This window comes from Acinetobacter sp. GRABPA_MV_2 (assembly GCF_056725885.1).
This window is the reverse complement of sequence record NZ_JBWZNA010000012.1, coordinates 1-26,338: the sequence shown is the minus strand read 5'-3', so window position 1 is coordinate 26,338 and position 26,338 is coordinate 1. Positions and strand designations below refer to the sequence as shown.

Annotated in this window: 28 protein-coding genes and 1 pseudogene; 18 read left to right on the top strand and 11 right to left on the bottom strand. The window is 38.8% G+C overall.

Annotation, left to right across the window (positions count from 1 at the left end):
* The first annotated feature begins 30 nt into the window (after positions 1–30).
* Together madL and madM are read left to right on the top strand one after the other, a co-directional pair.
* The gene (gene madL / locus ACXM0J_RS11650; RefSeq protein WP_002114391.1) at positions 31–432 is read left to right on the top strand and encodes a malonate transporter subunit MadL; all 402 of its coding nucleotides are present in this window, start codon (positions 31–33) and stop codon (positions 430–432) included.
* A 43-nt stretch (positions 433–475) separates the two neighbouring features.
* On the top strand, positions 476–1,237 hold the full coding sequence (madM, locus tag ACXM0J_RS11645) for a malonate transporter subunit MadM (protein WP_000338775.1): 762 nt from the start codon (positions 476–478) through the stop codon (positions 1,235–1,237).
* Between the two features lie 54 nt (positions 1,238–1,291).
* Here the strand turns inward: madM and ACXM0J_RS11640 are convergent, their stop codons facing one another.
* The 5 genes from ACXM0J_RS11640 to ACXM0J_RS11620 form a co-directional block, all read right to left on the bottom strand.
* On the bottom strand, positions 1,292–2,209 hold the full coding sequence (locus ACXM0J_RS11640; protein WP_019458888.1) for a LysR family transcriptional regulator: 918 nt from the start codon (positions 2,207–2,209) through the stop codon (positions 1,292–1,294).
* A 100-nt stretch (positions 2,210–2,309) separates the two neighbouring features.
* The gene (locus ACXM0J_RS11635) at positions 2,310–3,728 is read right to left on the bottom strand and encodes an aminotransferase-like domain-containing protein (protein WP_086266150.1); all 1,419 of its coding nucleotides are present in this window, start codon (positions 3,726–3,728) and stop codon (positions 2,310–2,312) included.
* A 98-nt stretch (positions 3,729–3,826) separates the two neighbouring features.
* A complete protein-coding gene (locus tag ACXM0J_RS11630) occupies positions 3,827–3,961 on the bottom strand; it encodes a hypothetical protein (RefSeq protein ID WP_000749813.1) in 135 nt (44 codons plus the stop codon).
* A gap of 14 nt (positions 3,962–3,975) precedes the next feature.
* Positions 3,976–4,983: a cytochrome d ubiquinol oxidase subunit II gene (gene cydB / locus ACXM0J_RS11625; RefSeq protein ID WP_032006713.1), complete on the bottom strand. Its 1,008-nt coding sequence runs from the start codon at positions 4,981–4,983 to the stop codon at positions 3,976–3,978.
* Entirely contained in the window at positions 4,976–6,421 is a 1,446-nt protein-coding gene (locus tag ACXM0J_RS11620) for a cytochrome ubiquinol oxidase subunit I (RefSeq protein WP_086266149.1), read from the bottom strand. The genes cydB and ACXM0J_RS11620 overlap by 8 nt, the downstream gene beginning before the upstream one ends.
* A gap of 643 nt (positions 6,422–7,064) precedes the next feature.
* On the opposite strand from ACXM0J_RS11620, the gene ACXM0J_RS11615 reads away from it, so the two are divergent.
* On the top strand, positions 7,065–7,883 hold the full coding sequence (locus tag ACXM0J_RS11615; RefSeq protein ID WP_086266148.1) for a hypothetical protein: 819 nt from the start codon (positions 7,065–7,067) through the stop codon (positions 7,881–7,883).
* Positions 7,884–8,001: 118 nt separating this feature from the next.
* Positions 8,002–8,177, top strand: a pseudogene (locus ACXM0J_RS11610) (acyl-CoA dehydrogenase family protein); the annotation flags it as partial.
* Between the two features lie 134 nt (positions 8,178–8,311).
* Here the strand turns inward: ACXM0J_RS11610 and ACXM0J_RS11605 are convergent.
* A complete protein-coding gene (locus tag ACXM0J_RS11605; protein WP_086266147.1) occupies positions 8,312–9,496 on the bottom strand; it encodes a hypothetical protein in 1,185 nt (394 codons plus the stop codon).
* Positions 9,497–9,937: 441 nt separating this feature from the next.
* On the opposite strand from ACXM0J_RS11605, the gene tauA reads away from it, so the two are divergent.
* From tauA to tauD, 4 genes are read left to right on the top strand one after another with little or no spacing between them, the layout of a single operon-like run.
* The gene (tauA, locus tag ACXM0J_RS11600) at positions 9,938–10,978 is read left to right on the top strand and encodes a taurine ABC transporter substrate-binding protein (RefSeq protein WP_086266146.1); all 1,041 of its coding nucleotides are present in this window, start codon (positions 9,938–9,940) and stop codon (positions 10,976–10,978) included.
* Between the two features lie 9 nt (positions 10,979–10,987).
* A complete protein-coding gene (locus ACXM0J_RS11595) occupies positions 10,988–11,782 on the top strand; it encodes a taurine ABC transporter ATP-binding protein (protein ID WP_086266145.1) in 795 nt (264 codons plus the stop codon).
* A complete protein-coding gene (gene tauC / locus ACXM0J_RS11590; RefSeq protein ID WP_019458900.1) occupies positions 11,779–12,648 on the top strand; it encodes a taurine ABC transporter permease TauC in 870 nt (289 codons plus the stop codon). Before ACXM0J_RS11595 ends, tauC begins: the two co-directional genes overlap by 4 nt.
* An 8-nt stretch (positions 12,649–12,656) precedes the next feature.
* A complete protein-coding gene (gene tauD, locus ACXM0J_RS11585; RefSeq protein ID WP_086266144.1) occupies positions 12,657–13,538 on the top strand; it encodes a taurine dioxygenase in 882 nt (293 codons plus the stop codon).
* Positions 13,539–13,608: 70 nt separating this feature from the next.
* On the opposite strand, the gene ACXM0J_RS11580 is transcribed toward tauD, so the two are convergent.
* Positions 13,609–14,343: an aspartate/glutamate racemase family protein gene (locus tag ACXM0J_RS11580; RefSeq protein ID WP_086266143.1), complete on the bottom strand. Its 735-nt coding sequence runs from the start codon at positions 14,341–14,343 to the stop codon at positions 13,609–13,611.
* Entirely contained in the window at positions 14,340–15,809 is a 1,470-nt protein-coding gene (locus ACXM0J_RS11575) for an NCS1 family nucleobase:cation symporter-1 (protein ID WP_086266142.1), read from the bottom strand. The genes ACXM0J_RS11580 and ACXM0J_RS11575 overlap by 4 nt, the downstream gene beginning before the upstream one ends.
* 400 nt (positions 15,810–16,209) lie before the next feature.
* Between ACXM0J_RS11575 and ACXM0J_RS11570 the strand changes: the two genes are divergently transcribed.
* Positions 16,210–16,959: a GntR family transcriptional regulator gene (locus ACXM0J_RS11570; protein WP_086266141.1), complete on the top strand. Its 750-nt coding sequence runs from the start codon at positions 16,210–16,212 to the stop codon at positions 16,957–16,959.
* 39 nt (positions 16,960–16,998) lie between these two features.
* Here the strand turns inward: ACXM0J_RS11570 and ACXM0J_RS11565 are convergent, their stop codons facing one another.
* Positions 16,999–17,889: a LysR family transcriptional regulator gene (locus ACXM0J_RS11565; protein WP_017481618.1), complete on the bottom strand. Its 891-nt coding sequence runs from the start codon at positions 17,887–17,889 to the stop codon at positions 16,999–17,001.
* A gap of 197 nt (positions 17,890–18,086) precedes the next feature.
* Here ACXM0J_RS11565 and ACXM0J_RS11560 point away from each other — a divergent pair, with 197 nt between their 5' ends.
* The 3 genes from ACXM0J_RS11560 (at position 18,087) to ACXM0J_RS11550 (ending at position 20,984) form a co-directional block, all read left to right on the top strand.
* On the top strand, positions 18,087–18,773 hold the full coding sequence (locus ACXM0J_RS11560) for a hydrolase (RefSeq protein WP_086266140.1): 687 nt from the start codon (positions 18,087–18,089) through the stop codon (positions 18,771–18,773).
* 108 nt (positions 18,774–18,881) lie between these two features.
* Complete coding sequence (locus ACXM0J_RS11555) at positions 18,882–20,756, top strand: amidohydrolase (RefSeq protein WP_086266139.1); 1,875 nt, start codon at positions 18,882–18,884, stop codon at positions 20,754–20,756.
* A gap of 57 nt (positions 20,757–20,813) precedes the next feature.
* Positions 20,814–20,984, top strand: coding sequence for a DUF1427 family protein (locus ACXM0J_RS11550; protein WP_086266138.1), 171 nt, complete (start codon positions 20,814–20,816; stop codon positions 20,982–20,984).
* Between the two features lie 60 nt (positions 20,985–21,044).
* Here the strand turns inward: ACXM0J_RS11550 and arsC are convergent, their stop codons facing one another.
* The gene (arsC, locus tag ACXM0J_RS11545) at positions 21,045–21,473 is read right to left on the bottom strand and encodes an arsenate reductase (glutaredoxin) (protein ID WP_086266137.1); all 429 of its coding nucleotides are present in this window, start codon (positions 21,471–21,473) and stop codon (positions 21,045–21,047) included.
* An 85-nt stretch (positions 21,474–21,558) separates the two neighbouring features.
* On the opposite strand from arsC, the gene ACXM0J_RS11540 reads away from it, so the two are divergent.
* The 4 genes from ACXM0J_RS11540 to arsH are packed head-to-tail and all read left to right on the top strand — an operon-like array spanning position 21,559 to position 24,123.
* Entirely contained in the window at positions 21,559–21,888 is a 330-nt protein-coding gene (locus ACXM0J_RS11540; protein ID WP_005069740.1) for a metalloregulator ArsR/SmtB family transcription factor, read from the top strand.
* A gap of 4 nt (positions 21,889–21,892) precedes the next feature.
* Positions 21,893–22,366, top strand: a complete 474-nt coding sequence (locus ACXM0J_RS11535; protein WP_086266136.1) for an arsenate reductase ArsC — start codon at positions 21,893–21,895, stop codon at positions 22,364–22,366.
* A gap of 10 nt (positions 22,367–22,376) precedes the next feature.
* Positions 22,377–23,423 carry an ACR3 family arsenite efflux transporter gene (gene arsB / locus ACXM0J_RS11530; RefSeq protein ID WP_086266135.1) on the top strand — a complete coding sequence of 349 codons (1,047 nt, stop codon included), beginning with the start codon at positions 22,377–22,379 and terminating at the stop codon, positions 23,421–23,423.
* Positions 23,410–24,123, top strand: coding sequence for an arsenical resistance protein ArsH (gene arsH, locus ACXM0J_RS11525; RefSeq protein ID WP_068564293.1), 714 nt, complete (start codon positions 23,410–23,412; stop codon positions 24,121–24,123). The genes arsB and arsH overlap by 14 nt, the downstream gene beginning before the upstream one ends.
* 57 nt (positions 24,124–24,180) lie before the next feature.
* Here the strand turns inward: arsH and ACXM0J_RS11520 are convergent, their stop codons facing one another.
* Positions 24,181–25,083: a LysR family transcriptional regulator gene (locus tag ACXM0J_RS11520; protein WP_068564295.1), complete on the bottom strand. Its 903-nt coding sequence runs from the start codon at positions 25,081–25,083 to the stop codon at positions 24,181–24,183.
* 101 nt (positions 25,084–25,184) lie between these two features.
* Here ACXM0J_RS11520 and ACXM0J_RS11515 point away from each other — a divergent pair, with 101 nt between their 5' ends.
* Together ACXM0J_RS11515 and ACXM0J_RS11510 are read left to right on the top strand one after the other, a co-directional pair.
* Positions 25,185–25,745 (top strand): chromate transporter, encoded by a 561-nt coding sequence (locus tag ACXM0J_RS11515; RefSeq protein ID WP_086266134.1) that lies wholly within the window; start codon positions 25,185–25,187, stop codon positions 25,743–25,745.
* Positions 25,745–26,266: a chromate transporter gene (locus tag ACXM0J_RS11510; RefSeq protein WP_000501457.1), complete on the top strand. Its 522-nt coding sequence runs from the start codon at positions 25,745–25,747 to the stop codon at positions 26,264–26,266. The genes ACXM0J_RS11515 and ACXM0J_RS11510 overlap by 1 nt, the downstream gene beginning before the upstream one ends.
* Positions 26,267–26,338: the final 72 nt, after the last annotated feature.

Below are 26,338 nucleotides of genomic sequence, written 5' to 3'. Positions count from 1 at the left end.
GTAATAACCCAAGGATATGAGGGATTTACAATGATTATATATGGAACAGCAATATTAGCGATCTGCCATTTATTAGGCGACTATCTTGGCAACACCTTAGGCATGGTATTAGGTGTTAAAGCGAATGTCGGTGGCGTTGCTATTTCAATGATTCTGTTGATCTTATCTAAAGAACTATTGGCAAAAAAAGGTTATTTACCTCAAGTCACACAATTTGGCGTCTTGTATTGGTCAGGTATGTATATTCCGATCGTTGTTGCGATGTCGGCAGGTCAAAATGTCGTTGCAGCTTTATCGGGTGGCATGTTAGGGCTGATTGTCTCTATTGCATCGTTAATTGGCACGGTTTTAGTCATCCGTTATTTAAATAGAATTAGTGGTGACTATGAAACCTATGAATGGACAATAGAATCTAAGGAAAAAATAGCCTAAGCAACATAAACTACAAAAAGTTCAATCAAAAAGGATTTAAATGATGGACGCTATAATTGCTGTGTTATCAAAAAATGCATTAGTCACTGCTCTTGCCGTAACGGGTTTAATGATGTTTGTTTCCCATTTACTCTCAAAATATTTGACGAAGGGAAAACTACAAAGCTCTGCAATCGCGATTACTTTAGGTTTGGTTGTTGCTTACTTTGCAGGGGTTTATACGCAAGGAACCAAAGGCGTTTCTGACATCGCTATTTTTTCTGGTTTTGCGCTGTTGGGCGGAGCCATGATTCGTGATTTAGCTATTGCTTCAACTGCATTTGAAGTTGATGTGAAAGAAGTGAAGAAAGCAGGCAAAATTGGTCTAATTGCATTAATGCTTGGTTGTGTTGTGCCTTTTGCAATTGGGGTTCTGGTCGCATGGAGCATGGGGTATCGAGATCCAATTTCGATGACAACGATCGGTGCAGGCGCAATGACTTATATTGTAGGTCCGATTACAGGAACCGCAATTGGCGCGAGCTCTGATGTAATCGCTCTTTCTATTGCAATTGGTTTAATCAAGTCAGTTTTCTTTATGGTAGGGACGCCATTGCTTGCGAAATTTATGTATTTAAAAAGTCCGCGCTCTGCAATGGTCTTTGGTGGTTTGGCTGGAACAACCAGTGGCACAGCAGCAGGCCTAGCTGGCACTGATGTACGACTTGTACCTTATGGCGCGTTGGTTGCAACCTTCTACACAGGACTTGGCTGTTTACTTGGCCCTTCTGTCTTTTTCCTAACGGTTAATGCAATTTTTGGATAAATTTTTGAAAATCGCACAACGGCAACTCATTATTCTTTAATAAGTTGCCGATATTTATCTTTTGAAATTAGTCGCAAACATACGACATTCAGCAATCAGAGCAAGTAAGTTTGGGTCGCGTTCTTTACTTTTTAGAAAGACCAAACCAATTTCTTGTTGCATATGATATTGCTGTTTTAGTGGAATAAGTTTTACTGAACTTTCATAAACTGCAGAAATACGACCGGGTAATAGTGCGAAACCGACACCTGAGCTGACCATACTAATGAGGGTAAAAATATCATTGACCTGTAAAGCAACTTTAGGTGAAAAACCAGCTTTTTTAAAAATGATGTCGCTGTCGTTATGAGTGGCAAAACCCTTAGTTAAAGTTAAAAAAGTTTCTTCTTTTAAAAGGCTTAAATCAATGTCTTTAAAATCGGCATATTTTGAATCTTTATTAACGGCCAAAAAAATGTCATCTGAAAACATTGGCAAAATTTCAAAGTCATCATCTTGAGTGGTTTCATTTAAAGCCACGATAATGGCATCAAGCTCCGTGGCTTTCAGCTTTTTCACCAAATCCTGATTTGAACTCAGCAATAGTTGAATATCAAGCTCACTACGTCGGAGCTTAAGACCGCTAATCACATTTGGAATTGTATTTACAGTCAAAGAATAAAGAGAACCTAGATGTAAAACCTTGGCTGCAAAACCTGCTGCTTCTCTGGTTTTATTTACGGTAATAAAAATGTCTTGTACGATTTTCTGTGCCCGTTCTTCAAAGACATAAGCACTTTTTAAAGGAATGAGGTTACGGCCTTCATTTTTAAAAAGAGGGCAACGTAAAGCACTTTCTAAAGAATGTAAGGCTTTATGAACACTGACATTGCTCAACTGCATTTCTGTGGCTGTTTTAGACAAATTCCCACAGCGCATAAAAGCTAAAAAAATCTGTATTTTTTTAAGGGTGAGTTCTTCATCAATTTCCATATTAATCCTTTGAACCTGCTTCCCTAAAACCAATAGATTTGAGCTATAAAGTTACCACAAAATAAAGTCTATAAAATTGTGCTTAGGTCGAAGTATTTCTTTAGAGACTTGCTTCAACTCTTTGTTGAATGGTTTTGATAACCTGATCTAATGCGCTTTGAATTTTAGTGTTCCATTCAAAAGAACAGTTAATTCTCAAATAATGCTGCTGTGCGGGTAAAACACTAAACAGAGGACTTGGTGCAACGCCAATGTCTTGCTGAATCAACGCTTCATAAACTTGCATACTGTCTAGGGTACTGGGTAGTTTGACCCATAGAAAATAACCACTTGGGTAGTAATACACTTCACAAGAGTTAGGTAAATGTTGCTTCAAATAATGATAAAACTGCTTTTTATAACGCTCGAGGGAAAGTCTAAGGGTACGCAAGTGCTTTTCATAATGATGATGAGACAAAAACTCAACCAATGCATTTTGAATGAGTGCATTCACTGAAATAGTACTCATGAGCTGTAAGTGTTGAATATGGTCTGAAAATTTACCCGCATAGACCCAACCGACCCGAAAACCTGCACCTAATGTTTTAGAAAAAGACGAACAGTGCAGTACCAGATTTTGTTGATCAAAATACTTCATTGAAAGTGGTTTTTGACCACCATAATAAAGCTCTTCATACACATCATCTTCAATCAAATAAATTTGGTGTTCGTGAAGCAATTTGGCAATTTTATATTTAATGTCATCACTGACTGTAAAGCCAATCGGGTTATGGGCATTCAGCATCAGCCAACACACCCTGATTGGATATGTTTGAATAACCTGTTCGAAAGCCTCTAGGTCAAAACCATGTTGAGGATGTTCAGGAATGGTAATCACTTTAAGTCCTAAACGCTCAGCGGCTTGCCATGCCCCATAAAACACGGTTTGCTGTAATAAAATATAATCGCCGGGTTGAGCAACCGCTTGTAGCGAAAGGTTTAGTGCATCTAAACCTCCAGATGTAATGACAATGTCATCTCGATCGGTCTGTATACCTTGCATACAGTAACGCTGAGCAATCAGTTTTCTTAACGCTAAATTACCAGGAGGCAAGCTTGTGGTCTGGTCATAGCTTTGTCTTTTGCGCGCAAGTTGCCCCATAATTTGAATAAGTTTAGGTGCTGTTAAAAGCTGACTGTCTGGAAAAGCTGAGCCAAAAGGTACGACAGACTCATGTTGAATTGACTTAAGATATTTAAAAACTAAGGAATTAATTTCAATTTTAGAGTTTAGTGAAACAATTGAATATTGTTCGAGTGGCTTTAGTGCAATTTGCTCGGCAACAAAGTAGCCAGATTTTTCTTTTGAATAGATCAGACCTTGTGATTCAAGCTCCTGATAAGCATTCATGACGGTCATTAAACTAAAACCAGAACGTTGTACCTGATCTCTCAATGACGGTAATTTTTCATGTGCATTTAAAGTGCCGCTCTCAATGAGTTGGCGAATGCTATGAGCGAGTTGTTCTGATTTATACATGTATGAGCTGCACGAAATAACAAAATGAAAGAAGCACTTAATCAATAATAAATGCCGTTTGCAGAATCTACAAACGGCATTTGTTTAGAACAATAGATTTACTTTAAGTAAGGGGCTGCATAAATCAAGATAACTTTAAACAATCCCGCAATCACAGCTAAGGCTAAAAAACCACCGAGCCATAGCAAAATAAACCATTGGGTTTGATTGAGTTTAACGGATGACTTTTTCATAAAACCCTCCATACTTAATGATAGCCTTCATCACCTACACGGACTTTGTCTCTAAATACCCAGTAAGAGACAATGGTGTAAGCAATAATGATTGGAATCAAGATAAGTGCGCCAACCAGAGCAAACATTTGGCTTGAATGAGGTGCTGCAGCCTGCCAGATGGTGACTGATGGCGGAATAATATAAGGCCATAAACTAATTACAAAACCAGTAAATGCAAGGAAAACGAGGGCCAATGTATATGCAAATGGTTTAAGGTCGTGATCTTGCTTTTTACATGCCGATAAAATCAGGCCAACAAATAACAAGACCAAAATCGGTACAGGACTAAAATAGAACAGATTTGGTAACGAGAACCAGCGATCTGCAATTTCAGGATGAGTCAACGGCGTATATAAACTCACGCCACCAAAAATAATGAGCAGTGCAATAATTAGCTTTGGCATAAGCTCATACATACGTTGCTGCAAACCTTTTTCAGTTTTTAAGATAAGCCAGCCACAGCCCAAAGTTGCATACATCGCAACTACACCAATACCTGTAAAGATCGTAAATGGAGATAACCAGTCAAATGGACCACCAGCATAAATACCATTTTCGGTTTTAATCCCTTGGATATAGGCACCTAAAATAATCCCTTGAAGGAAGCTCGTTAAAACTGAACCCCAAATAAAAGCTAAGTCCCAAAGGTGTTTGGTGCGATGAGCTTTAAAGCGGAATTCAAACGCCACGCCACGGAAAATCAGGGCGATCACCATAAAAATGATCGGTAAATATAGTGCGGATAAAACTGTTGAATAGACCAGTGGGAATGCTGCGTATAGACCAGCACCACCGAGAACCATCCAAGTTTCGTTACCATCCCAAACAGGAGCGACGGTATTCATCATGACATCACGTTCTTGGCTGTTCTTAATGAAAGGGAACATAATTCCGATTCCTAAGTCAAAACCGTCCATGACCACGTAAATTAAAACACCTAAACCAATAATACCGACCCATATTAAAGAAAGATCAATCATGATGTTTCTCCCCAGATTTTTGATTATCGTCAATGTTTTCATCGACCGCACTGAGTGGACGCATTGGTGTTTTAAAGTGTCCAACGCCACCAGTTTCAACATTTGGTGTATCGATAAATACAGGGCCTTTATTAATCAGTTTTAAGGTGTAGTAGATACCGCTACCAAAAACGATGGTATAGACCACCACAAAAATAATGAGACTAAGTCCAACTTGATCTGCGGAAACGGTATGTGAAAGCCCGTCTTTTGTGCGCATAATGCCGTATACAACCCACGGTTGACGGCCTACTTCGGTAGTTACCCAACCTGCAAGCATAGCGACATAACCAGATGGTCCCATCACCAATGCAAATTTATGGAACCACGAAGTTTCATAGAGTTTTCCACGCTTACGTAACCAAAGCGCAATTAAAGACAGAGTGACCATGAGTACACCAAGACCCACCATCACACGGAAGCTCCAGAAAACGATGGTTGAATTTGGACGGTCTTCAGGTGCGAAATCTTTTAAGCCTGTCACTTGGCCATCTAAGCTATGCGTTAAAATTAAACTACCCAAATAAGGAACACCCACTTCGAAGTGGTTACGTTCTTCTTTCATATCGGGAATTGCAAATAGCAATAATGGCATTGGCTCATTGTGATTGGTTTCCCAGTGTCCTTCCATTGCTGCAAGTTTGGCAGGTTGATGTTCACGGGTGTTTAAACCGTGGTTATCGCCAATTACCACTTGTAAACATGAAGTCACAAGTACCATCCAGAGACCCATCGAGAACGATTTTTTCACCAACTCATCGCGACGGCCTTTTACTAAATGCCATGCAGATGTTCCGACGACCAATAATGATGAAACTAAGAAAGCTGCTGCACCCATGTGGGCAAAGCGGTAAGGGAAGGATGGGTTAAAGACAATTGCAAACCAGTCTTTTGGCACAATAATGTCATTTTCGATAGCAAAGCCTTGAGGAGTCTGCATCCAGCTATTCGAAGATAAAATCCAGAACATGGAAATACATGTTCCGATGGCAACCATAAGTGTTGCAAAGAAATGGGCTCGAGGACCAACACGTCCCCAACCAAACAGCATAATGCCTAAGAAACCTGCTTCTAAGAAGAAGGCACTCAAGACTTCATAGGTAAGTAAAGGACCAGTAATACTTCCGGCGACACGTGAAAATTCACTCCAGTTCGTACCGAACTGGTAACTCATGACTACGCCCGAGACCACACCCATACCAAAGGCAACGGCAAAGATCTTAATCCAGTATTTAAATAGATCTTTATAAATCGGGTCTTGGGTTCTTAACCATTTCCACTCTAACACTGCTAAAAAGCAGGCAAGACCGATGGAAGTGGCCGGAAAAATAATATGGAAGGATACTGTAAAAGCAAATTGTATTCGCGCTAATTCTAGAGCGGTTAGACCGAGGCTCATAAACTTTCCCCCTGTGAACTAGCTGATGATGGTTAAATGAGTTAAATACTTATTTTCAGGCAACAAAGTATTTTGGCGATTAAACTTACTTCTGTGATAAATGTTCTTAGCAAGTAAAATGCCAACAGGGTTAAGCAATATAATTGCTTGATATTCCAAGAGAATAGACTGATTGATTGTTCTCAATCTGTTAACAAAGTTTATGCTTGATGTTGCATTTGTAAAAATGCATGTTGCATTGAAACATTGATGAAATATCTGGCGATATGCAATAGATCGTCTCATGAAAACTACCTACCTTAAGAAGTTTCCTTAATCATGCACTTAATCTTTTTGTATATGTAGATACAGAAATTTTTTATAAAACTATAACAGTCTGGAGCAGTCATGAGGTGTGCTATAGTTTTTTTTCAATTATCTGTAGCTATGTATCCATTCTTCAAAAGTCCAAAATAAATGAACAAGATTTACGAATGGCCAAAATCACTCTCCAAAACAAACTGAATGCGACTTTGGGTAATAAGCGCAGAATAGTTTCTTCTCTTTTATTCCTTTGTTGTTTTGCGTGAGGTCTGGTTGTTACGTAGGTTATTAAAGACCTGATTTAAGTGTAGCTCTTCTAAAATAGCTTGGATGTTAAAAAATGTTTATTACTTCTCAACTCAATGTCCTGCATAAAATTATTAAAAATCAGCCTATTCCTGTATCTATATTGGCTCAGTTAGAGCAGACTTACGTTAATTTTGAAGCTACTTTATTAAGAGCGAAAGTACTCAGGGACTTTTCTAAATCTGAAACTGTATATTTAATCCAATCTCATATTGAGCCACAGCAAAGTAGTCTGGCTTATCTATTTTCACCATTTATTTTTGCTAGCCTAAACAAGGCTGCTATTTATACAACGCCTGCAACTGAGCCTGTGCTTTCTATTCTGAATAAATATTACCAAGCTGAAAAAAAAGCCTTATTCAAAGTAGATGATGTTTTAGACAGCTTAAAAATTTATATCGATTTGGAGCTGGCGGAGCTTAATGAAGTTGAATTTATCTATTTAAGCCTCATCAAGGCACTATGCCGAAGTGATCTCTCTACAGTGTTTTTAATTACGAGTTTAGACATAGATATAGAGCATTTAGAAGCACTGGAGCAATTTTTAAAGGTCAAAATTTATTGGATTAAAACGACAAAAGATGATGACTTGAAAAATTTAAATAGCTTAGAAATGCGGAAATTATTATTCAAAAATAAAGATGAAACTTATGTCAAATTATGCGCGAAATTTGCTCAAATGAATGCTGAATTGGTAGCACTCTGTGACACTTTCACGAAGCCTCAAATGACGCATTTAATTGACGACATGTTTTATTCAGAACATATTTTTGAAAAGTTATCTGTCTATTCAGAATATATGCAAACCTTATTGCAAAGTCAGCATAGTCTTAACAAGAAAGAGATTGCTTAGCGCTTTCAGGCTTTTGTTTCGCGTTATATAAAGAATGAATACAGTTATAAAAAAATAATCGTTTTCATATGAAATAAATATTTTATGGTAAAAGCCAAGCAATATTGGTTTTACTTACATGACAAATTTAAATTTTGAGCATCATCTCGGTTCCTAACGCATGCAGCACTTAGTCAGGCCTCAATTATTTCTCGCATGTGGGGTGAAGGGCCTTCAGAACGTTATGATGAATTGGCAAAAAATTTCAGACCGACTTTTGCCAGTATTAAAAAAGGGGCTTTAATCCGTGAGCAGCATACGAAGATGTCAATGTTATCGATGAAGATAAAACAGAACTTCCTCACAATAATTCACCTGTAATCGACTAGAGTAAAAATAAATCTCTAAATAAAATAAAGGCCAACATCTGTTGGCCTTTATTTTTGGAGTTAGAAGTAATAAGCAAAAATCACAAATGCTTTTTTATTCCATTTATTATTGGTTCCACCAGCCGCAAGTCCTTCACTGTCTCCTAGGTATGGATCGTGTTTACCCATTAGTAACTCGGCTTGTACTGTCAATTTTTGATAGTTAAAGGCAATGCCGGGAATAAAACGGGTTGAATCTTTAAAGCCATCTTGTTCTTTTCGATAAGAGCTGTAGTTTAAATACGGGCGAACAGAGGTAATTGGGCCAAACTGCTGAGGAAATAAATAGCTGAGTTCTGCTGAGTAAATCTGACCTTTGGTTGCAGAGTTAAATGAATAATCGAAACCACCCAAAGTCAGATGATCTTTATATTGGGTGTCGGCATTATCAATGTCCTGATAACCAGCCAAAAGCTGTAAATTCCATTGGTTATAATTGGTATTGCTAAAAACTGAATAGACTTGGCGATCGCCATCTTGCCCTGAACGTTTATTTTCAATAGTGGAATACCATGCAGAGGCACCCAGTTGAGTAGAGAAATTTTCTTGGCCTAAGACATTTTTAAAGGTATGAGCACCGCGAACAACAATGGAGTTCTTTTCTTTAGTATTGGTGCCTTGTGGTACAGAGTCATCCGCATTGACTGGGTTGATACTAAATCGACTCGAGTCTTTGCTTTTACCTCTATAGGTGCCACCATCGGTAGGATAAAAGGCGAGTTGTGCTTCATTGATTCCATCATTGAAATCATATTTCACCCCAAGGTTGTGTACATCTTCCCAACCGGCACTATTGGCAATGCCTAAATAATAAGTATTTCCCCAAAAGCGACCCAAGCCAAAAGGAACGGGGTTTAAGCCAGCAATAATTTTACTGTTGTCATTAATTTTATAACCCATCCATGCATCGGTAAGCCAATTGGCATCGCCTAAACGCCCATAATATTCATAAACCCGATAATCTAAACGACCAATCCATTTTGGAGAGTTATAGTCCAGCCATAATACGGCGTCATTAAAGGAAAACTTACTGGTAGTGGGTTCAGAGTCAAAATCATAAACATATTTAGCCCGAACAGTACCACTTACTTTAAGTTCACCTTCTTCAGCATTGCCAAAGGTAAGTGCTGCATGACTTGAAAGGCTGAATGTAATCAAAGACGTTGTAATTAATGTTTTTTTCAAAATTTGAGAATGTTTAAACAAAAGAATTTTTCTCCTCTTAAAAATAAAAATTAAATTTGCGTCATGTATAAACCAGAAAAAGATTTGCCCAAATCTCAATATTTGCAGAGGTTTTAAGATAAAAAGATAATAAAATCTAAACCTTATATAAAAGAAAGAAAATTAATTAGATGCAAAACTCTGGATGCAATAAGCAAAAATAAAAATGATCAAATATGAGAGGATAAAATACTTAGAGGCCGTCTGTCAGGCTTGCCTAATCATATGATTTGTGAATATGGTTTTTAATTATTGATATATAAGTATTTTAATTTTTATTTTAATCTGTAAGTTTACTTGGAATTTGCTTTTTACCAAAAGATAAAAACTTATAAGGAAAAGTTATTTATAAAAATTAGATAAGCAACTCATATTTTTTTATTTTTCATTATAAAGCCGGCTGCATACCATGGGCTTATATTATTGAAAGATCATGAAATTATGAGCACAAAAACCAAACCGTTGATTATCACGGCAATTGTGGTTGTAGCAATTGTTGCATTTATCGTATGGCAAAATAAGAAAGATAATAATACGGGTGCTTCAGTTCGTGACAACAAACCTGTCGTGATTGCTTATCAAACCGGAGTTGACCCAAGCAAAGTTGCACAGGCGAATGGAGACTATGAAAAACATAGTCAACGTACCATTCAATGGAAAAAATTTGATGCGGGTTCAGATGTTGTAAATGCACTTGCTTCAGGTGATGTGGTACTTGGCAATATTGGATCAAGTCCACTTGCTGCTGCCGCAAGCCGTGATTTACCGATTGAAGTATTCTTAATTACTTCAAAACTTGGTGGGTCTGAAGCATTAGTGGTAAGTAATAAATCAGGCATAAAAAGCCCTCAAGATTTAATTGGCAAAACCATTGCTGTACCGTTTGTTTCAACAACCCATTACAGCCTTTTGTCTGCACTTAAACATTGGAACATTCCAGAAGACAAAGTAAAAATTATTAACTTGCGTCCACCTGAAATTTCAGCTGCATGGGAACGTGGTGATATTGATGCTGCCTATGTTTGGGAACCTGCTTTAAGTAAAGCCAAAGCATCTGGTACGGTTTTAACTGACTCGAAACAAGTCGGTGAGTGGGGTGCCCCAACTTATGACTTATGGGTTGTACGTAAAGATTTTGCAGAGAAAAATCCTGACTTTCTAAAAGCTTTTGTCCAAACCACACTTGAGCAACTCGAAAAATATAACCAAGACCCAGCCGCTTACGTTAAAGATGCCGATAACGTGCAAAAAATTGCGCAGCTCACAGGTTCTGATTCAAAAGATATCCCGCTTTTATTAAGTGGAAATATTTACCTTGACCATGCTCAGCAAAAACAAACGTTAGAAGGTGAATTTGCGCAAAATATTTTTGATACAGCGAAGTTCTTAAAAGGTCAGGGCAAGGTCGATCAACTTAAAGCCGATTATAAAGGCAATGTGAATTCTTCATTTTTGCAGCCTTAAGGAGTTGTCATGAGTGTATTAGAAGCCAAACATATTCATCTGACTTTTCCTAAACAGCAAAAGCCAGTTTTACAAGACATTAACCTAACCATTGAAGAAGGTTCTTTAACCGTGATTTTAGGTGAGTCAGGTTGCGGCAAAACAACTTTGCTCAATATCTTGGCAGGATTTCAAAAGCCAAGTTCTGGTGATGTGCTTGTAAATCATGAGGTCGTAACTGGTCCAGATGTAACCCGCGCTGTCGTGTTTCAGGATCATGCACTCCTTCCTTGGTTGAATGTTGCAGATAATGTTGGCTTCGCTTTGCAGTTAAAAGTTTTAAAGCGTGCAGAGATTGAGAAACAAGTGAGTGCAATTTTAAAAATTGTGGGTTTAAGTCACGTTGAAAAAGCCAATATCTGGGAACTTTCCGGTGGTATGAAACAACGTGTTGGTATTGCCAGAGCTTTGATCAGTCACGCGCCGTTTATTTTATTAGATGAACCTTTTGCCGCATTAGATGCTTTTACGCGTGAAAACATGCAGCAGTTAGTGCTCGATTTATGGATTCAACAAAATAAAAGCTTCTTTTTGATTACTCATGACATTGAAGAAGCATTATTGCTCAGCAATCAGTTAGTACTGATGACAGCGCATCCGGGCAAAATTGTAGAAACTCTACATCTCGATTTTGCTAAACGATATCGTCAGGGCGAGTCTATTCGTTCGATTAAGTCGGACCCTCAATTTATTCAGCTCAGAGAACAGCTGTTTGAAAGTTTAAGGACACAAAAACAAAACGGTAAGGAGGCGTTACCTACATGAATACTAAAGATAACGTCTATGAATATGACAAAGCAGAGCTAAAACTTAAGCCAGATGTACAAACAGAAAATGCTTCATTTCTATCGTCATTTTTTGAAAAGCATCGCACTTTGGCAGTTAGCATAATTAGTGTGGGAAGTGTGGTTGCACTCTGGTTCCTCATTACTGCGTTGCATGTCGTACCTGAACTGTTTTTACCTAGCCCACAGGCAGTCTGGCAAAAATTTATATCGGTCAGCCAAGAAGGCTTTATGAAGGCGACTTTGTGGCAACACTTGGCCGCTAGTATCTCGCGTGTGTTTTTAGCTTTGATTGCTGCCGTGGTGATTGGCGTTCCGCTAGGCTTATGGATGGGTCTGAACAAATGGGTTCGTGCTGTTCTAGATCCTTTAGTTGAATTATTACGTCCAATTCCGCCGTTAGCTTATTTACCCTTACTCGTAATTTGGTTCGGTATTGGCGAAACCACAAAAGTACTTTTGATTTTCTTCTCGATTTTGGCGCCTGTCATTATTAGTAGTGCGCATGGCGTGTTAAGCCATCAGTTGAATCGTGAACGTGCTGCATTGTCGCTAGGGGCAAGTCAGTCACAAGTCTTTTGGCATGTCATTTTGCCAACAGCTTTACCTCATATTATTACCGGTATTCGTATTGGTCTTGGGGTTGGTTGGTCCACATTAGTTGCAGCAGAGTTGGTTGCAGCGGACCGCGGTATTGGTTTTATGGTGCAATCGGCAGCACAGTTCTTAATTACCGATACGGTGATTCTGGGCATTATTGTGATTGCGATTGTCGCAGTTAGTTTTGAGCTGTTTTTACGTTGGTTACAAAAACAGTTTTCTCCTTGGTATGGTCAGCAGTTGTAGTAAAGAAGATGAATAAAGTAGTAGCAAACTTAAATATTGAAGTGATCAAGCCTACCATTGGCGCAATTATTCACGATATCGATTTGAATGCGTTAAATGAACAGACAACGCAACAAATCCAGCAGGCTTTGCTTGATCATCAGGTCATTTTTTTTCGAAAGCAACAATTAGCACCGCAAGCACAAGCAGACTTGGCCCGTAGTTTTGGCACCTTACACGTGCATCCGATTTATCCTTCTATTGAGGATGTGCCGGAAGTCATGGTGCTTGATAGTTGGAAACAAGACTTACGTGACAATGAACTTTGGCACACAGACGTGACTTTTAGTAAAACTCCACCATTGGGCTGTGTATTGCAAGCCATTAAAATTCCACCTGTAGGCGGCGATACATTATGGTCGAGCAACACAGCAGCTTTTAAAGGGCTTCCGCTTGAGTTACAGCAAAAACTACGTGGCTTAACTACAACCCACGATATTCGTAAGTCTTTTCCACTTGAACGTTTTGCCCATAACGAAGAAGAGCGCGAAAAGCTGTTGCAAACCTTTAAGCGTAATCCTCCAGTGGTTCATCCAGTGGTGCGTACCCATCCGGTCACAGGCGAGCCTTTGTTGTTTGTAAGTGAGGGATTTACCACACAAATTAATGAGTTACCTGAACAAGAAAGTGAGCAATTACTTAATTTCTTGTTTGAACATGCGACCCAAGAGCAGTTTCATTTACGCTGGAAATGGCAAGACGGTGACGTCGCGATTTGGGATAACCGTTGCACACAACATAAAGCATTATTTGATTATGGCGATGCCCATCGCATCATGCACCGTGCAACTATTAATGGCGATGTGCCATTTTATAAAGAAGAACAACAGCCAGAGTTAGCAGAGGCTTAATTCCTTTAATTATTCTTTGTTTCAATTCCAACGTAGCATTTTGAGTTGGAATTGAAACAGTAAGTTATCTCTATTGTGTTCCAAAACCCGACAATATACCTGTGTAGTTCTTTACAGGAGGTGAGGCCCAATCACCGACTTTGCTGGTTTTTAAATTTAATTGAACTAGCATTTCAGCTTGTTTAACGGCTGCAGCAACGCCGTCAATAACGATTACGCCTAACTCGTTTTGTAGCTTTAGACACAAATCACTCATACCTGCACATCCTAAAACAATCGCATCGCTTTTATCTTCAGCGAGTGCTTTTTTGCATTCATCTCGTATGGTTCGATAAGCATCTGAGTCAGGAAGCTCCAACTCTTCAACTGCAATGTCACAAGCTCGAACATTTTTGCAAAATGGCGTAGCCCCATAGCGATGAGCCAGATGCCAGCTCATATTCACTGTGCGTTGTAAGGTTGTCACCACACTAAAACCGGTACTGACATAACTTGCAGTTCGCATAGCTGCTTCGGCAATCCCAATCACAGGTGCCGAAGTGATTTCACGGGCGGCATAAAGCGCAGGATCACCAAAACAGGCAATGATATAGGCATCTACATTTTGCTGTTCACCTTGGCGAATTTCCTCCAGCACACCTACAGCACTTAATACTTCATCATAATAACTTTCAATTGTTGCAGGGCCCATTTGAGGACTCACAGCAATAATTTGAGTACCAGAACTCGCAACTATATTTGCTGATGCAGCAATTTTTTCAGTCATGCTTTGAGTAGTATTGGGATTAATAATTTTAATTTTCATTGTGCTTTTGCCTTAGTCATTGCCGATTTAGCATGGGCAAGTGGTTGGTTAAGAAATCGGTAAATGACAAAACCGAATCCCATCCCAATAAACCATGTGAAATTAGCAAGCCCCGACAGTTGTGGTAAAAGTACGCAGAGAATAGGAATTAATGAAGCAGGAATTAAGGCATAAAAGGCAGAGTGGTTATAACCATTTTTGTACCAATACAAACCTTTAGTATCTAAGGTATATAGATCATCCACTTCGATTTTTTGTTTTTTAACGAGGTAAAAATCGGCGAGCAATACACCAAAAAGTGGACCGATAAATGCGCCTAAAATATCAATGGTGTAATGGATCACTTGAGGGTTATTAAATAAATTCCATGGGGTAATGAAAATTGAACCTACTGCTGCAATCATTCCACCCATGCGCCAACTAATTTTGCTCGGTGAAACATTAGAAAAATCAAAGGCAGGTGAAACAAAGTTAGCGACAATATTAATCCCGATGGTGGCAATCATTAAGGTCAAGCTGCCTAAAATCACCACAAATGTATTATCAAGTTTTCCAACCATCTCGACAGGGTCTGTAATGAGCTTGCCATACACTGGAAGCGTTGCTGCAATACAAACTACAGTAAGTAAAGAAAAGCCTAAGAAATTAATTGGTAGTCCAAGAAAGTTGCCCATTTTAATCGCGTTAAAGCTTTTACCATAACGAGAGAAGTCGCCAAAATTCAGCATTGGACCTGAAAAATATGAGACAACGATAGCAATAGCACCAATCATGACTGGTACAACAGCAAAACCATCGTATTGAACACCACTTAGGTTTAAATCAATATTCTGCCATCCAGCTTTCCAGATGAGCCAGACTGCCATCGCAAACATTACAACGTAGACAGCCGGACCCGCCCAGTCAATAAACTTACGAATACTGTCCATCCCAGACCAGAAAACTATCGCTTGCAGTAACCAAAGCAGCATGAAGCCAACCCATCCTAAATAGGAAAGTCCAAGAAAGCCGTAATTTGAAACATCGGCATAGACAGACCATTCTGGAAAGAACTTTAAAATGACTAATAAGAAAGCACTTGAGGCCAAATAGGTTTGAATGCCATACCATGCAACAGCGATAAGACCACGAATAACGGCAGGTATGTTTGCACCAAGCACACCGAAGGTTGCGCGGCAAATAACAGGATAGGGCGTGCCTGTTTGTTGGCTAGACTTGGCGATCAGATTTGTAAAAAACTGAACTATGGCAATGCCGATGAGTAAAGATAAAAGTACCTGCCAGCTATTTAGCCCAAGTGCAAAAAGGCTCCCAGCCATGACATAGCCGCCGACACTATGAACATCAGACATCCAAAAGGCAAAAATATTATAAGCGCCCCATGTTTGTTTTTTTAAAGGAGCTAAGTCTTGATTTGTCAGTTTTGCATCATAAGAAGGTTTAATTATTGCTTCGGTATTATTCATCTTGAACACTCACTTCCCTTATGTTGGGCTGGCACGTTCTTCAGCAGCTTGAAATTCTGGCTAAAAGAATGAAATTAAAATTGTGCACAATATGATATTTGTATTGTGCACAATTCTATTGAGCAAAAGTTGTGCCAAATTCGGGGGGTAGCATTGATGAGATTGTTTAAACTGGTACGGAATTTGGATATAAAGAGGCAGCTTTATAAAATGAGAAGAGATTAATTTTTATAAAAAGTACATAAATTTAGTTATATAAGCTGATATTTTAAGGTTTATTTTTGAATTGTTCAGTAGCACATAGATGCTGCGGAAATGAGAGTAATATTCCCAAAAGGTTAAGTTAAACTTACACTACAGTTATTAGATAAAGTTTTAAAAAGAGGAGGCGTTAATAAAAATGGAGAAATCAATGCCATCGAATGCACTAAAAAAAGCCGTAGAAATGAGCAATGATGAAATTGATGACCATATATATAACGCTATTGTTGATGCCATTTTAAATAGGCAACTTACACCTGGGGCGCGTTTGGTTGAAGCACCCCTATGTGAGGCATTCGGTGTAACGAGGGGAGTGTTAAGACGTGTTTTCGTAAAACTTGCCCATGATAAGGTCATCGAAATTCAGCCCAATCGTGGGGCACTCATCGCAAAACATAGTGCTCATGAAACAAAAGAAGTCTTTGAAGCACGCAGCATGCTTGAAATTGTCACTGTAAAAAAGTTAGCTCAAAAGTCTCATTACTTAGATTTTAGTGAGCTTCGAGCCTTAGTCGATCAAGAGTCGCAAGAGCGATTAGCTGGTAATTGGGCTGAGTGGATTAAGCTATCAGGACAATTTCATTTGAAATTGATTGAAGCAAATCAGAATACGATCATGACTAATTATTTGCAGACACTTATTGCGAGAACTTCGTTATTAATTGGGTTATATGAAATTCCAAAACATAATAATTGTTCTGCAGATGAACACCGTGCAATTTTAGATGCAATTGAGCAGGGTGATGAAAAACGAGCAACTCAATTGATGGAAGAGCATTTAGAAAACTACGCGACCACATTTATTCAAGAAGACAACACAGCGTCACCAGAACAAAATTTATTAAATTTATTTAAAAATAAGAAGATCGAAACCATTCAAACTAACTGAAAACCATGGGCCAATTCCAATGGAAAAGGCCCAGACCACTTATTTTATAGGAACGATTTGACGTGTTAGAAAATCAATAAATAGTTTTACTTTCTTCGATAAAATCTTACGGTTTGGCCATGTGACATATAAGTGAAGCGGCTGACTAGTGTAGTCTTCCAAACATTTCTGTAATTTACCTTCTTTGTAGTAAGGCTCTGCAATAAACTCCGGAAGAAAGACAATACCATGATCTTTTAGACACATATCTAATAATAATTCACCATTATTGCAGGTCATTACAGGGAAGCAATTGAAAGACACTTCCTTCTGATCTTTTTGGAAAATCAATTTTTTATGTCGGCTATCTTGATAGTAAATTAGAAACTTGTGTTCTTTAAGTTCTTCTAATGAATTTGGTAATCCATGCTGATTAAAATACTCAGGGGTTGCATATAAATATCGTTGATAGGTATTTAATATTTTACTATTTGCCAAATTTGGAGGAGAGCCATCTACACGGATTGTTAAATCAAATTTATTATTATTCATATCTAACAGCTGATCAGTCATGAATAAATCAATTTTTATGCTGGGATATTTCTCAATAAAATCTGAAATAATATGTTGAAGAAAAATGTTGCTAAAAGACATTGGTGTATTGAGCTTGAGTTCGCCTTCTGGGTACTGCTGATTGTAGCTAATTTCATAGGCAGCCCATTCGAACTCACTTAAAATGACTTTGCTATGTTGATAAAACTTTTCCCCACAAGAGGTGAGGTTCATCTGTCTTGTAGTTCGGGTTAACAGTGTGGTTTTGAGGTCATTTTCGAGGTAGCAAACACGTTTTGCAACCAAGTCACGAGAGATATCAAGTGCTCTAGCTGCGCTACTAAAATTCCCGTGTTCTACGACACTTACAAAAGTGGAAATACAGTCTAATCGATCCATGGATAAGCGAAAGGTAAAAAAATATATATCAATGATTAAACTATAAAAATTAAAAAGCAATCATTGTTTTGATTGTATTCGTACACAATACAGATTCGTGCTGATTTACTGTCTATGCTTTTACATTTTTATCTGTTTTCATAATAACCAGTAAGCAATTTTAATGCATTACTCATAAGGAATAATGGAGTTTACCCATGAATAAATCACTTTTAGAACAACTATCACCAACCAATTGTCAGGTTATTTTTATTGATCATCAGCCGCAAATGGCTTTTGGGGTACAATCAATAGATCGCCAAGTATTAAAGAATAATACTGTAGGATTAGCAAAAGCAGCTAAAACATTCAATATTCCTGTCACCATTACGACGGTTGAGACTGAAAGCTTCTCTGGTCATACCTATCCAGAACTTTTAGACGTATTTCCAGATACTCCATTACTAGAACGTACTTCAATGAATTCATGGGATGACCAAAAAGTACGTGATTCGCTTGCAAAAAATAATCGTAAAAAAGTGATTGTTTCAGGTTTGTGGACTGAAGTGTGTAATAACACCTTTGCTTTTGGTGCGATGCTTGACGGGGATTATGAAATTTATATGGTTGCAGATGCTTCAGGTGGTACATCGAAAGAGGCACATGACTATGCCATGCAACGTATGATTCAAGCGGGTGTTGTTCCAGTAACTTGGCAACAAGTATTACTTGAATGGCAGCGTGATTGGGCACACCGTGATACGTATGATGCAGTTATGGCGATTGTACGCGAACACTCTGGTGCTTATGGTATGGGTGTTGATTATGCTTATACGATGGTACATAAGGCACCTGAACGTACAACATCAAAACACGAAGTACTTGCACCAGTTCCTGCAAAATAAAACACTACTGATTTAGGTAAAGGCATGTCTAGTATTCAATATTTAAGTGATATTAATACAGATATGCCTTTATTTTTAGAACGATAATTCACAAGAATGGAGTTCAGAATGACCGAAATAAATCTCATACTCAAAAACGGTAAAATCACAACTTTAGATCCAAAAAATCCAGAAGTACAAGCAATTGCGATTGCAGAGGGTAAAGTCGTACGCACGGGTACAAATGAAGAGATCATGAAGCTGGCAACAGCGACGAGCAAAGTTGTAGACTTAAATGGCCGTCGCGTTATACCGGGTCTAAATGACAGTCATCTGCATATTATTCGGGGTGGCCTAAATTACAATATGGAGTTGCGCTGGGAGGGTGTGCCATCCGTTGCCGATGCATTACGCTTACTCAAAGAACAAGCCGATAATACTCCAGCCCCACAATGGGTTCGCGTAGTAGGCGGTTGGACGGAATTCCAGTTTGCCGAAAAGCGTTTACCGACTTTAGAAGAAATTAATAAAGCTGCACCAGATACTCCTGTATTCGTCTTACATCTATATGCCAGTGCTTTGTTGAACCGAGCTGCACTTGATGTATTAGGCTTTAACAAAGATACACCTGACCCACCTGGCGGCAAGATTGTACGAAATGAAAAAGGTGAGCCAACAGGTCTTTTGCTCGCTACGCCATCGGCTATGATTTTGTATTCGACCTTAGGGAAAGCACCGAAATTGCCAGTTGAAGATCAAGTCAATTCAACTCGACATTTCATGCGTGAATTGAATCGGTTGGGTATTACTTCAGCAATTGATGCGGGCGGTGGCGGTCAAAACTATCCTGAAGATTATGATGTGATTAAGCAATTGCACGATCAAAATCAAATGACGGTGCGAATCGCTTACAACCTATTTGCTCAAAAGGCAGGCCAAGAGCTTGATGACTATCGCCGTTGGACTGAAATGACATTTCCGGGTGATGGTGATGAGCTGTTTAGAATGAATGGAGCAGGTGAGAACCTGACTTGGTCAGCGGGTGACTTTGAAGATTTCTATGAACCACGTCCAGATTTACCAGAAAAAATGGAAGGTGAACTAGAAGCTATTGTAGAGCACTTGGCTGAAAAGAAATGGCCATTCCGTATTCATGCAACCTATGATGAAAGTATTAATCGTTTGCTCAATGTATTTGAGAAAGTAAATTCAAAACAGCCTTTTGCAACTCGATTTATTATTGACCATGCCGAAACTGTATCTGAGCGTAATATTGAACGTATAGGTGCGTTGGGTGGTGGTATCGCCATTCAACACCGTATGGCATACCAAGGTGAGATTTTCGTAAAACGCTATGGTGCCGAGGCTGCTCAGGCAACGCCACCAGTTAAGAAAATGTTAGAACTTGGTGTTCCTGTGGGTGCTGGGACAGATGCGACTCGTGTTGCCTCTTACAATCCTTGGGTGTGTTTGTATTGGCTAAGTACTGGTAAAACAGTCGGTGGTTTACCACTCTATGATGAAAAAAATCTATTAGACCGTCAGACAGCACTCAAACTCTGGACTAAAGGTTCGGCTTGGTTCTCTGGTGAAAAAGATGTCAAAGGCTCATTAACAGCAGGGGAACTTGCTGATCTGGTGGTATTGTCTGATGACTACTTTAAAGTGGAAGCGGAAGATATTCAGTGGATTGAGTCTGTACTTACTGTCTTAGGTGGCAAAGTGGTCTATGCAGGGGCAGAGTTTAAGCACGACGATCCGCCGTTACCACCAGCTTCACCAACATGGTCACCAGTAAAGCGCTTCGGAGGTCAGTGGCGGTTATCTGAAAATCGTAATGCACCTTCTAATCAATCATTACAGTCACAAAGTGCTTTGTGTGCATGTGCTAGCAGCTGTGGTATGCATGGGCATAGCCATGCATGGATGCTTGATGTTCCTGTAAATGATAAGGACAAAAAATCTTTCTGGGGCGCACTTGGGTGCTCGTGTTTTGCATTTTAAATAAAACAGTATGGGAACCTGCTTCATTAAATGGCTTAATTCTCTAAGGTATGTACGATGAAAATGTACTTGTTATCTTTGGCTGTAGGGTTGCTTGTTGGTGTCTTATATTATGTTCTAAATGTTAAGTCACCAGCTCCACCTCTTGTTGCATTAGTCGGTTTATTGGGCATGGTGATAGGAGAGCAACTTCTTCCTTTCATTAAGTCTTATTTTTTACCTGTTTAATTCAAAAAAAGCTAAATGGTGTTATGCCATTTAGCTTTTTATATTAATAAGTATCTTTAATTACTTTATACGATGACCTTGCTCATCAATGATCACTTCGCCATCTTCTTTTGCGAAATAGCCTAAGTTTTCTACATCTAAAATATCAAGAACAATTTCAGAAGGGCGGCAAAGTCGTGTTCCTTTTGGTGTAACCACGAAAGGACGATTAATTAAAATTGGATACTCCACCATAAAATCAATTAACTGTTCATCAGTCCAGTGACCTTGTTCCAACTCTAAATCTTTGTATGGATCAAAATTTTTACGAATTGCTTCACGTACAGTTAAGTTTGAATCCTGAATGAGTTGTACCAGTTCAGCTTTCGTTGGAGGCGTTTGTAAATATTCAATAACGATAGGTTCAAGGCCTGCATGATGGATAAGCGCTAATGTATTACGTGAGGTTCCGCAAGCAGGGTTATGGTAAATCTTCACAGGATTTGTCATGACGAATTCACAATAAGTTGAGATATTGCATTTATATATGGATATGCGTATATTTGCAATAACAGATATTAAATGAGGAGCTGACATGGTCAACCAAGTTGATTTTTTTAAGTGTCTATCCGATTCAACACGACTAAACATTCTAAAACTTGTGTTAAATCAACAAAAAATTTGTGTTTGTGATTTGACCGAACAGCTTGATTTAAGCCAGCCGAAAATTTCAAGACATTTAGCATTGCTGCGCACACATGGCATCTTACTTGATGCACGACAGGGACAATGGGTTTATTACAGTTTGAATCCCAATTTACCTGAGTGGGCTGTCGACGTTTTAAAAATTATAGGCGTGCAAGATGAAGATTCGATGAAACACCAATCTTCACAGTTTTCTTCTATTTCTACCTATTGTGAGTGAGGCCATGAAATTTTTATTTTTATGCACTGGAAACAGTTGCCGTAGCATTTTGTCAGAAGTTTTATTTAACAGCCGTGCACCAGCAGGTTGGAAAGCTTATAGCGCTGGTAGTAAACCATCAGGACAAGTACATCCATTAACGATTGAAACACTTGAAAATTTAGGCCTTTCCACAGATGGATTATGGAGTAAAACTATTGATGACTGTGAACAATATCAACCGGATGTTGTTATTACAGTCTGTGACTCCGCTGCACAAGAAGCATGCCCATTATATTTAGGTGGTGCGATCAAAGCACACTGGGGGTTAAGTGACCCATCTCACTTAGATTTGCCGAAAGAAGAAAAGCTTAAAGCATTCCAAGAGACCGTAGCTCATATTAATCGTCGTTTAGATGCATTGTTTGCACTTGATGTTGCGAATCTAAACCGTTCACATTTAATTGCTGAGATTAATGAAATCTCTCATATTGAGTAAGAGAGCAGACATGACTAAGCAAAAGCTTTCCTTTTTAGACCGAAATCTGACGCTATGGATTTTTATAGCCATGGCCTTAGGCTTGGCTATTGGAGTTTTCTTTCCTCAGGCCTCGGTTTCTTTGAACCAGATGAGTGTGGATAACGTTAATATCCCAATCGCAATCGGCTTAATTTTGATGATGTATCCACCTTTAGCAAAGGTTGACTACGCTACGTTACCAGAAGTATTTAAAGATAAGAAAACTTTAACTTTGTCATTGGTTCAAAACTGGTTGATAGCTCCAGTTTTAATGTTCGCACTTGCGATTGTTTTTCTGCATAGTTATCCAGAGTATATGACTGGTCTTATTTTAATTGGTTTGGCACGTTGTATTGCAATGGTTTTGGTTTGGAATGGTCTTGCTTGTGGTGATAACCAATATGTTGCAGCGTTGGTTGCATTTAACAGTATTTTCCAAATCTTATTTTTCAGTACCTATGCATGGTTATTCTTAACCTTTTTGCCGCCTTATTTTGGAGTGGCAGGGCAAGTCATTGATGTGAATTTCTGGACTATTACACATGCGGTTTTAGTGTACTTGGGTATTCCATTTTTGATGGGATTCTTGACGCGTTTGATTTTAGTCAAGTCGAAAGGTTTGGAATGGTATCAAACTAAATTTTTACCAAAAATTAGTCCGATTAGTTTAATTGCTTTACTTTTTACCATCGTGGCGATGTTTAGCCTAAAAGGTGGTGATGTAGTGAGCTTACCTTTAGATGTATTACGTATTGCAATTCCATTGACGATTTACTTTGTGGTGATGTTCTTCATTAGCTTCTTTATGAGTAAACGTATGGGGAATAACTATCCACGTACCACTGCTATTTCGTTTACTGCGGCTGGTAACAATTTTGAGTTAGCTTTAGCGGTTGCCATTGCAACATTTGGTTTGGCATCACCTGTGGCATTTACCACAGTGATTGGACCATTGGTTGAAGTTCCCGTTTTAATTTCACTCGTTACCGTTTCTCTTTGGTTAAAGAAAAAGTATTTCTCAGATGAACAGTCTTAATAATGATTTATCAAATGTAGTATTAGATCTTCTTGATAAGCCTACATTTGAGCAAGTGCAAGCACAGCAGCTTGAGCATCCACCTCGCATTTTATTGCTATATGGTTCTAATCGTGAACGTTCTTATAGTCGTTTTGCTGTGCTGACTGCTGGTCGAATCCTTGAATACCTAGGTGCTGAAGTCAAAATCTTTCATCCTAAAGGTTTACCTTTACCTGAGGATGCAGGAACTGATCATCCGAAAGTTCAAGAATTACATGCGCTTTTGGCTTGGGCAGAAGGTATGGTCTGGTGCTCACCTGAACGTCATGGTGCAATGAGTTCAATTTTAAAAGCCCAGATTGACTGGATTCCTTTGGCAGCCGGAGCAATCCGTGCAACTCAAGGTAAAACCTTAGCAGTCATGCAAGTTAGTGGTGGTTCGCAGTCTTTTAATGCGGTCAATCAAATGCGTATTTTAGGGCGTTGGATGCGCATGATTACCATCCCAAATCAGTCTTCGGTTGCTAAAGCTTTTTTAGAGTTTGAAGAAGATGGCAGTATGAAACCATCCTCTTACTATGACCGAATCGTTGATGTTATGGAAGAATTGTATAAGTTCACCTTATTAACACGTGGGCAAAAACAGTACCTGACAGATCGCTACTCTGAGCGCAAAGAGTCGGCAGAAGAGCTATCAAAACGAGTAAATCAAAAATAAACAGTTTCATAAAAAAGTGCTCCACTCGGGGCACTTTTTATTGCTTAGCTTTTACACTCAGGCCATTGTGGGCAAAAGTTTTTGTAATAGTTCAATAAAATTTGAAACTTTGGCAGAGCTCTCATTTTCTCGTGTAATCAAGTAAATAGGCGCATTCATTTTTATTGAATCATCAAAATCACGATACACAATTTCATGTTCCCAAAAGTTATGCATTGAGGCTGGCACAATCGTTATACCAATTCCAGCAGCAACTAAATTTAATGTTGCAGTTGGCCGAGGTGCTTCCTGAATAATGCGTGGACTAAAACCTGCTTGGTAGCAACTATATAAAATATTGTCATATAAACCTTGTCCTGAAGAACGACGGTATAAAACAAAATTTTCATTTGATAAGTCATTTGAGCTAATTTTTTCTTTTTGTGTAAGTGGATGGCCTATAGGCAATGCCACCATCATTGGCTCATCTAATATATGAAGATGTTTTAACCCGATGTCACGGCTGATCGGTGCTCTTAAAAAAGCAATATCAAGTTTCTCAGAGATTAAACGATCTAATTGTTTTTGACTGCCTGCTTCTTCAAGTTTGGTTTGTACCTTGGGATATATTTCTCGATATGAGCGCAATACTAATGAAATGAGCGGATGCAAGCCCGCAGAACTTGTAAAACCAATATTGAGTTGACCAGTTTTACCTTGGCTAACATCTTGGACTAATTTCGGAATATGTCTGGCATGTTCTAATAAAAGTTGTGCTTCTTTAAATAAGGCTAAACCAGCCTCAGTTGGTTCAATTCCTCGAGGCTGGCGAATAAGTAATTGTGTACCAAGTTCTTCTTCGAGTTTTTTAAGTAAACGCGTTAGAGGCGGCTGTTGAATAAACAATCGGTTTGCAGCATGTGTAATATTCCTTTCTTCAACTACCACAACAAAGGCATGGAGCTTATGTAAATCGAGCATAGGAATACCTTTATGGTATGGTTAATGAAAATAAAAGCATTTGTAGATATATCACAAAAGTATCATTCTATCTTGGTCAGATAAAGTGAAAAGTAACGAAAATGAACCATGTTGAGATTGCTGTGCAGAAGGAGAGTGTCCCGACCAGCACAGAGTTATTTTTAGGTTTTTTAACATTAGGTTTAATTGGGTTCGGTGGCGTGCTGCCTTTAGCCCGTAAAGTTATTGTAGAGCAGAGACAGTGGTTAAGCCCTGAAAAATTCACTGAGTTACTTGGTCTGTGTCAATTTTTACCAGGCGGCAATATTATTAATTTATCGGTTGCGATTGGCATGGAGTTTCGCGGTGTTCGTGGGGCAGTGAGCTCACTCATTGGTCTGATCCTTGCACCTACGATAATTGTTGTACTTTTACATTATGTTTATGAGCAGTTCCAAGATAATTTAATGGTTAAGCATCTTTTTGAAGGTTTAGCTGCTGCTGCGGCTGGGCTACTAGTTGCAACAGGTTTAAAAATGCTTAAGCCATTGTTACGTAATCCATTAGCGATTTGCGTAGTGGTTGCTGCAATTATCAGTATTGCTTTTCTAAAAATCTCTTTACTAGTGACTATGCTGATTTTGTTGGCATTTTACTCGGCAATCATTTGGAGACGTGTGTAATGGGTGCAGTTCTACTTACTTTAGCGATCATTTTTACTCAATTGTCTCTTATTGCATTTGGTGGTGGAAATACGATTTTGCCTGAGATGCAACGCCAAGTAGTTGATATTCATCACTGGATGACGGCACAAGAATTCAGTGCATTGTTCGCCATGGCCCAAGCTGCACCCGGTCCGAACATGATGATTGTACCGTTGGTGGGATGGCATGTAGCAGGGTTGTCAGGTCTACTTGTAACGTCTACCGCTAAATTTTTACCTTCATCTCTTATTACTGTATTCGTGATGAGAGGCTGGTCAAAATTTAAAGATAAAAAATGGAGACGTGTTTTACAGCTTGCTTTACAACCTGTCACTGTGGGAACTGTACTTGCTAGTGCTTGGATTATTTCTGAGGCAGCGGCAATAAATACGTTACTCATTATTATGGTAGTCATTGCGACTTTATTATCTTTAATTAAAAAGGTTCATCCTTTACATGTCTTGATTGCTGGGGCTGTATTTGGTGTGGTCTTACTCTAGTTTAACCAGTTTGCCGACCTGCGCTGGATGAGTTCAGGTTGGTTTTTTTTAATGAAGTAAATAATTGAATCT

What these genes read in the sequence shown, in the direction of transcription:
- madL (WP_002114391.1), top strand. Translation starts at nt 31, where the DNA reads ATGATTATATATGGAACAGCAATATTAGCGATCTGCCATTTATTAGGC.
- madM (WP_000338775.1), top strand. Translation starts at nt 476, where the DNA reads ATGGACGCTATAATTGCTGTGTTATCAAAAAATGCATTAGTCACTGCT.
- ACXM0J_RS11640 (WP_019458888.1), bottom strand. Translation starts at nt 2,209, where the DNA reads ATGGAAATTGATGAAGAACTCACCCTTAAAAAAATACAGATTTTTTTA.
- ACXM0J_RS11635 (WP_086266150.1), bottom strand. Translation starts at nt 3,728, where the DNA reads ATGTATAAATCAGAACAACTCGCTCATAGCATTCGCCAACTCATTGAG.
- ACXM0J_RS11630 (WP_000749813.1), bottom strand. Translation starts at nt 3,961, where the DNA reads ATGAAAAAGTCATCCGTTAAACTCAATCAAACCCAATGGTTTATTTTG.
- cydB (WP_032006713.1), bottom strand. Translation starts at nt 4,983, where the DNA reads ATGATTGATCTTTCTTTAATATGGGTCGGTATTATTGGTTTAGGTGTT.
- ACXM0J_RS11620 (WP_086266149.1), bottom strand. Translation starts at nt 6,421, where the DNA reads ATGAGCCTCGGTCTAACCGCTCTAGAATTAGCGCGAATACAATTTGCT.
- ACXM0J_RS11615 (WP_086266148.1), top strand. Translation starts at nt 7,065, where the DNA reads ATGTTTATTACTTCTCAACTCAATGTCCTGCATAAAATTATTAAAAAT.
- ACXM0J_RS11595 (WP_086266145.1), top strand. Translation starts at nt 10,988, where the DNA reads ATGAGTGTATTAGAAGCCAAACATATTCATCTGACTTTTCCTAAACAG.
- tauC (WP_019458900.1), top strand. Translation starts at nt 11,779, where the DNA reads ATGAATACTAAAGATAACGTCTATGAATATGACAAAGCAGAGCTAAAA.
- tauD (WP_086266144.1), top strand. Translation starts at nt 12,657, where the DNA reads ATGAATAAAGTAGTAGCAAACTTAAATATTGAAGTGATCAAGCCTACC.
- ACXM0J_RS11580 (WP_086266143.1), bottom strand. Translation starts at nt 14,343, where the DNA reads ATGAAAATTAAAATTATTAATCCCAATACTACTCAAAGCATGACTGAA.
- ACXM0J_RS11575 (WP_086266142.1), bottom strand. Translation starts at nt 15,809, where the DNA reads ATGAATAATACCGAAGCAATAATTAAACCTTCTTATGATGCAAAACTG.
- ACXM0J_RS11570 (WP_086266141.1), top strand. Translation starts at nt 16,210, where the DNA reads ATGGAGAAATCAATGCCATCGAATGCACTAAAAAAAGCCGTAGAAATG.
- ACXM0J_RS11565 (WP_017481618.1), bottom strand. Translation starts at nt 17,889, where the DNA reads ATGGATCGATTAGACTGTATTTCCACTTTTGTAAGTGTCGTAGAACAC.
- ACXM0J_RS11560 (WP_086266140.1), top strand. Translation starts at nt 18,087, where the DNA reads ATGAATAAATCACTTTTAGAACAACTATCACCAACCAATTGTCAGGTT.
- ACXM0J_RS11555 (WP_086266139.1), top strand. Translation starts at nt 18,882, where the DNA reads ATGACCGAAATAAATCTCATACTCAAAAACGGTAAAATCACAACTTTA.
- ACXM0J_RS11550 (WP_086266138.1), top strand. Translation starts at nt 20,814, where the DNA reads ATGAAAATGTACTTGTTATCTTTGGCTGTAGGGTTGCTTGTTGGTGTC.
- arsC (WP_086266137.1), bottom strand. Translation starts at nt 21,473, where the DNA reads ATGACAAATCCTGTGAAGATTTACCATAACCCTGCTTGCGGAACCTCA.
- ACXM0J_RS11540 (WP_005069740.1), top strand. Translation starts at nt 21,559, where the DNA reads ATGGTCAACCAAGTTGATTTTTTTAAGTGTCTATCCGATTCAACACGA.
- ACXM0J_RS11535 (WP_086266136.1), top strand. Translation starts at nt 21,893, where the DNA reads ATGAAATTTTTATTTTTATGCACTGGAAACAGTTGCCGTAGCATTTTG.
- arsB (WP_086266135.1), top strand. Translation starts at nt 22,377, where the DNA reads ATGACTAAGCAAAAGCTTTCCTTTTTAGACCGAAATCTGACGCTATGG.
- arsH (WP_068564293.1), top strand. Translation starts at nt 23,410, where the DNA reads ATGAACAGTCTTAATAATGATTTATCAAATGTAGTATTAGATCTTCTT.
- ACXM0J_RS11520 (WP_068564295.1), bottom strand. Translation starts at nt 25,083, where the DNA reads ATGCTCGATTTACATAAGCTCCATGCCTTTGTTGTGGTAGTTGAAGAA.
- ACXM0J_RS11515 (WP_086266134.1), top strand. Translation starts at nt 25,185, where the DNA reads ATGAACCATGTTGAGATTGCTGTGCAGAAGGAGAGTGTCCCGACCAGC.
- ACXM0J_RS11510 (WP_000501457.1), top strand. Translation starts at nt 25,745, where the DNA reads ATGGGTGCAGTTCTACTTACTTTAGCGATCATTTTTACTCAATTGTCT.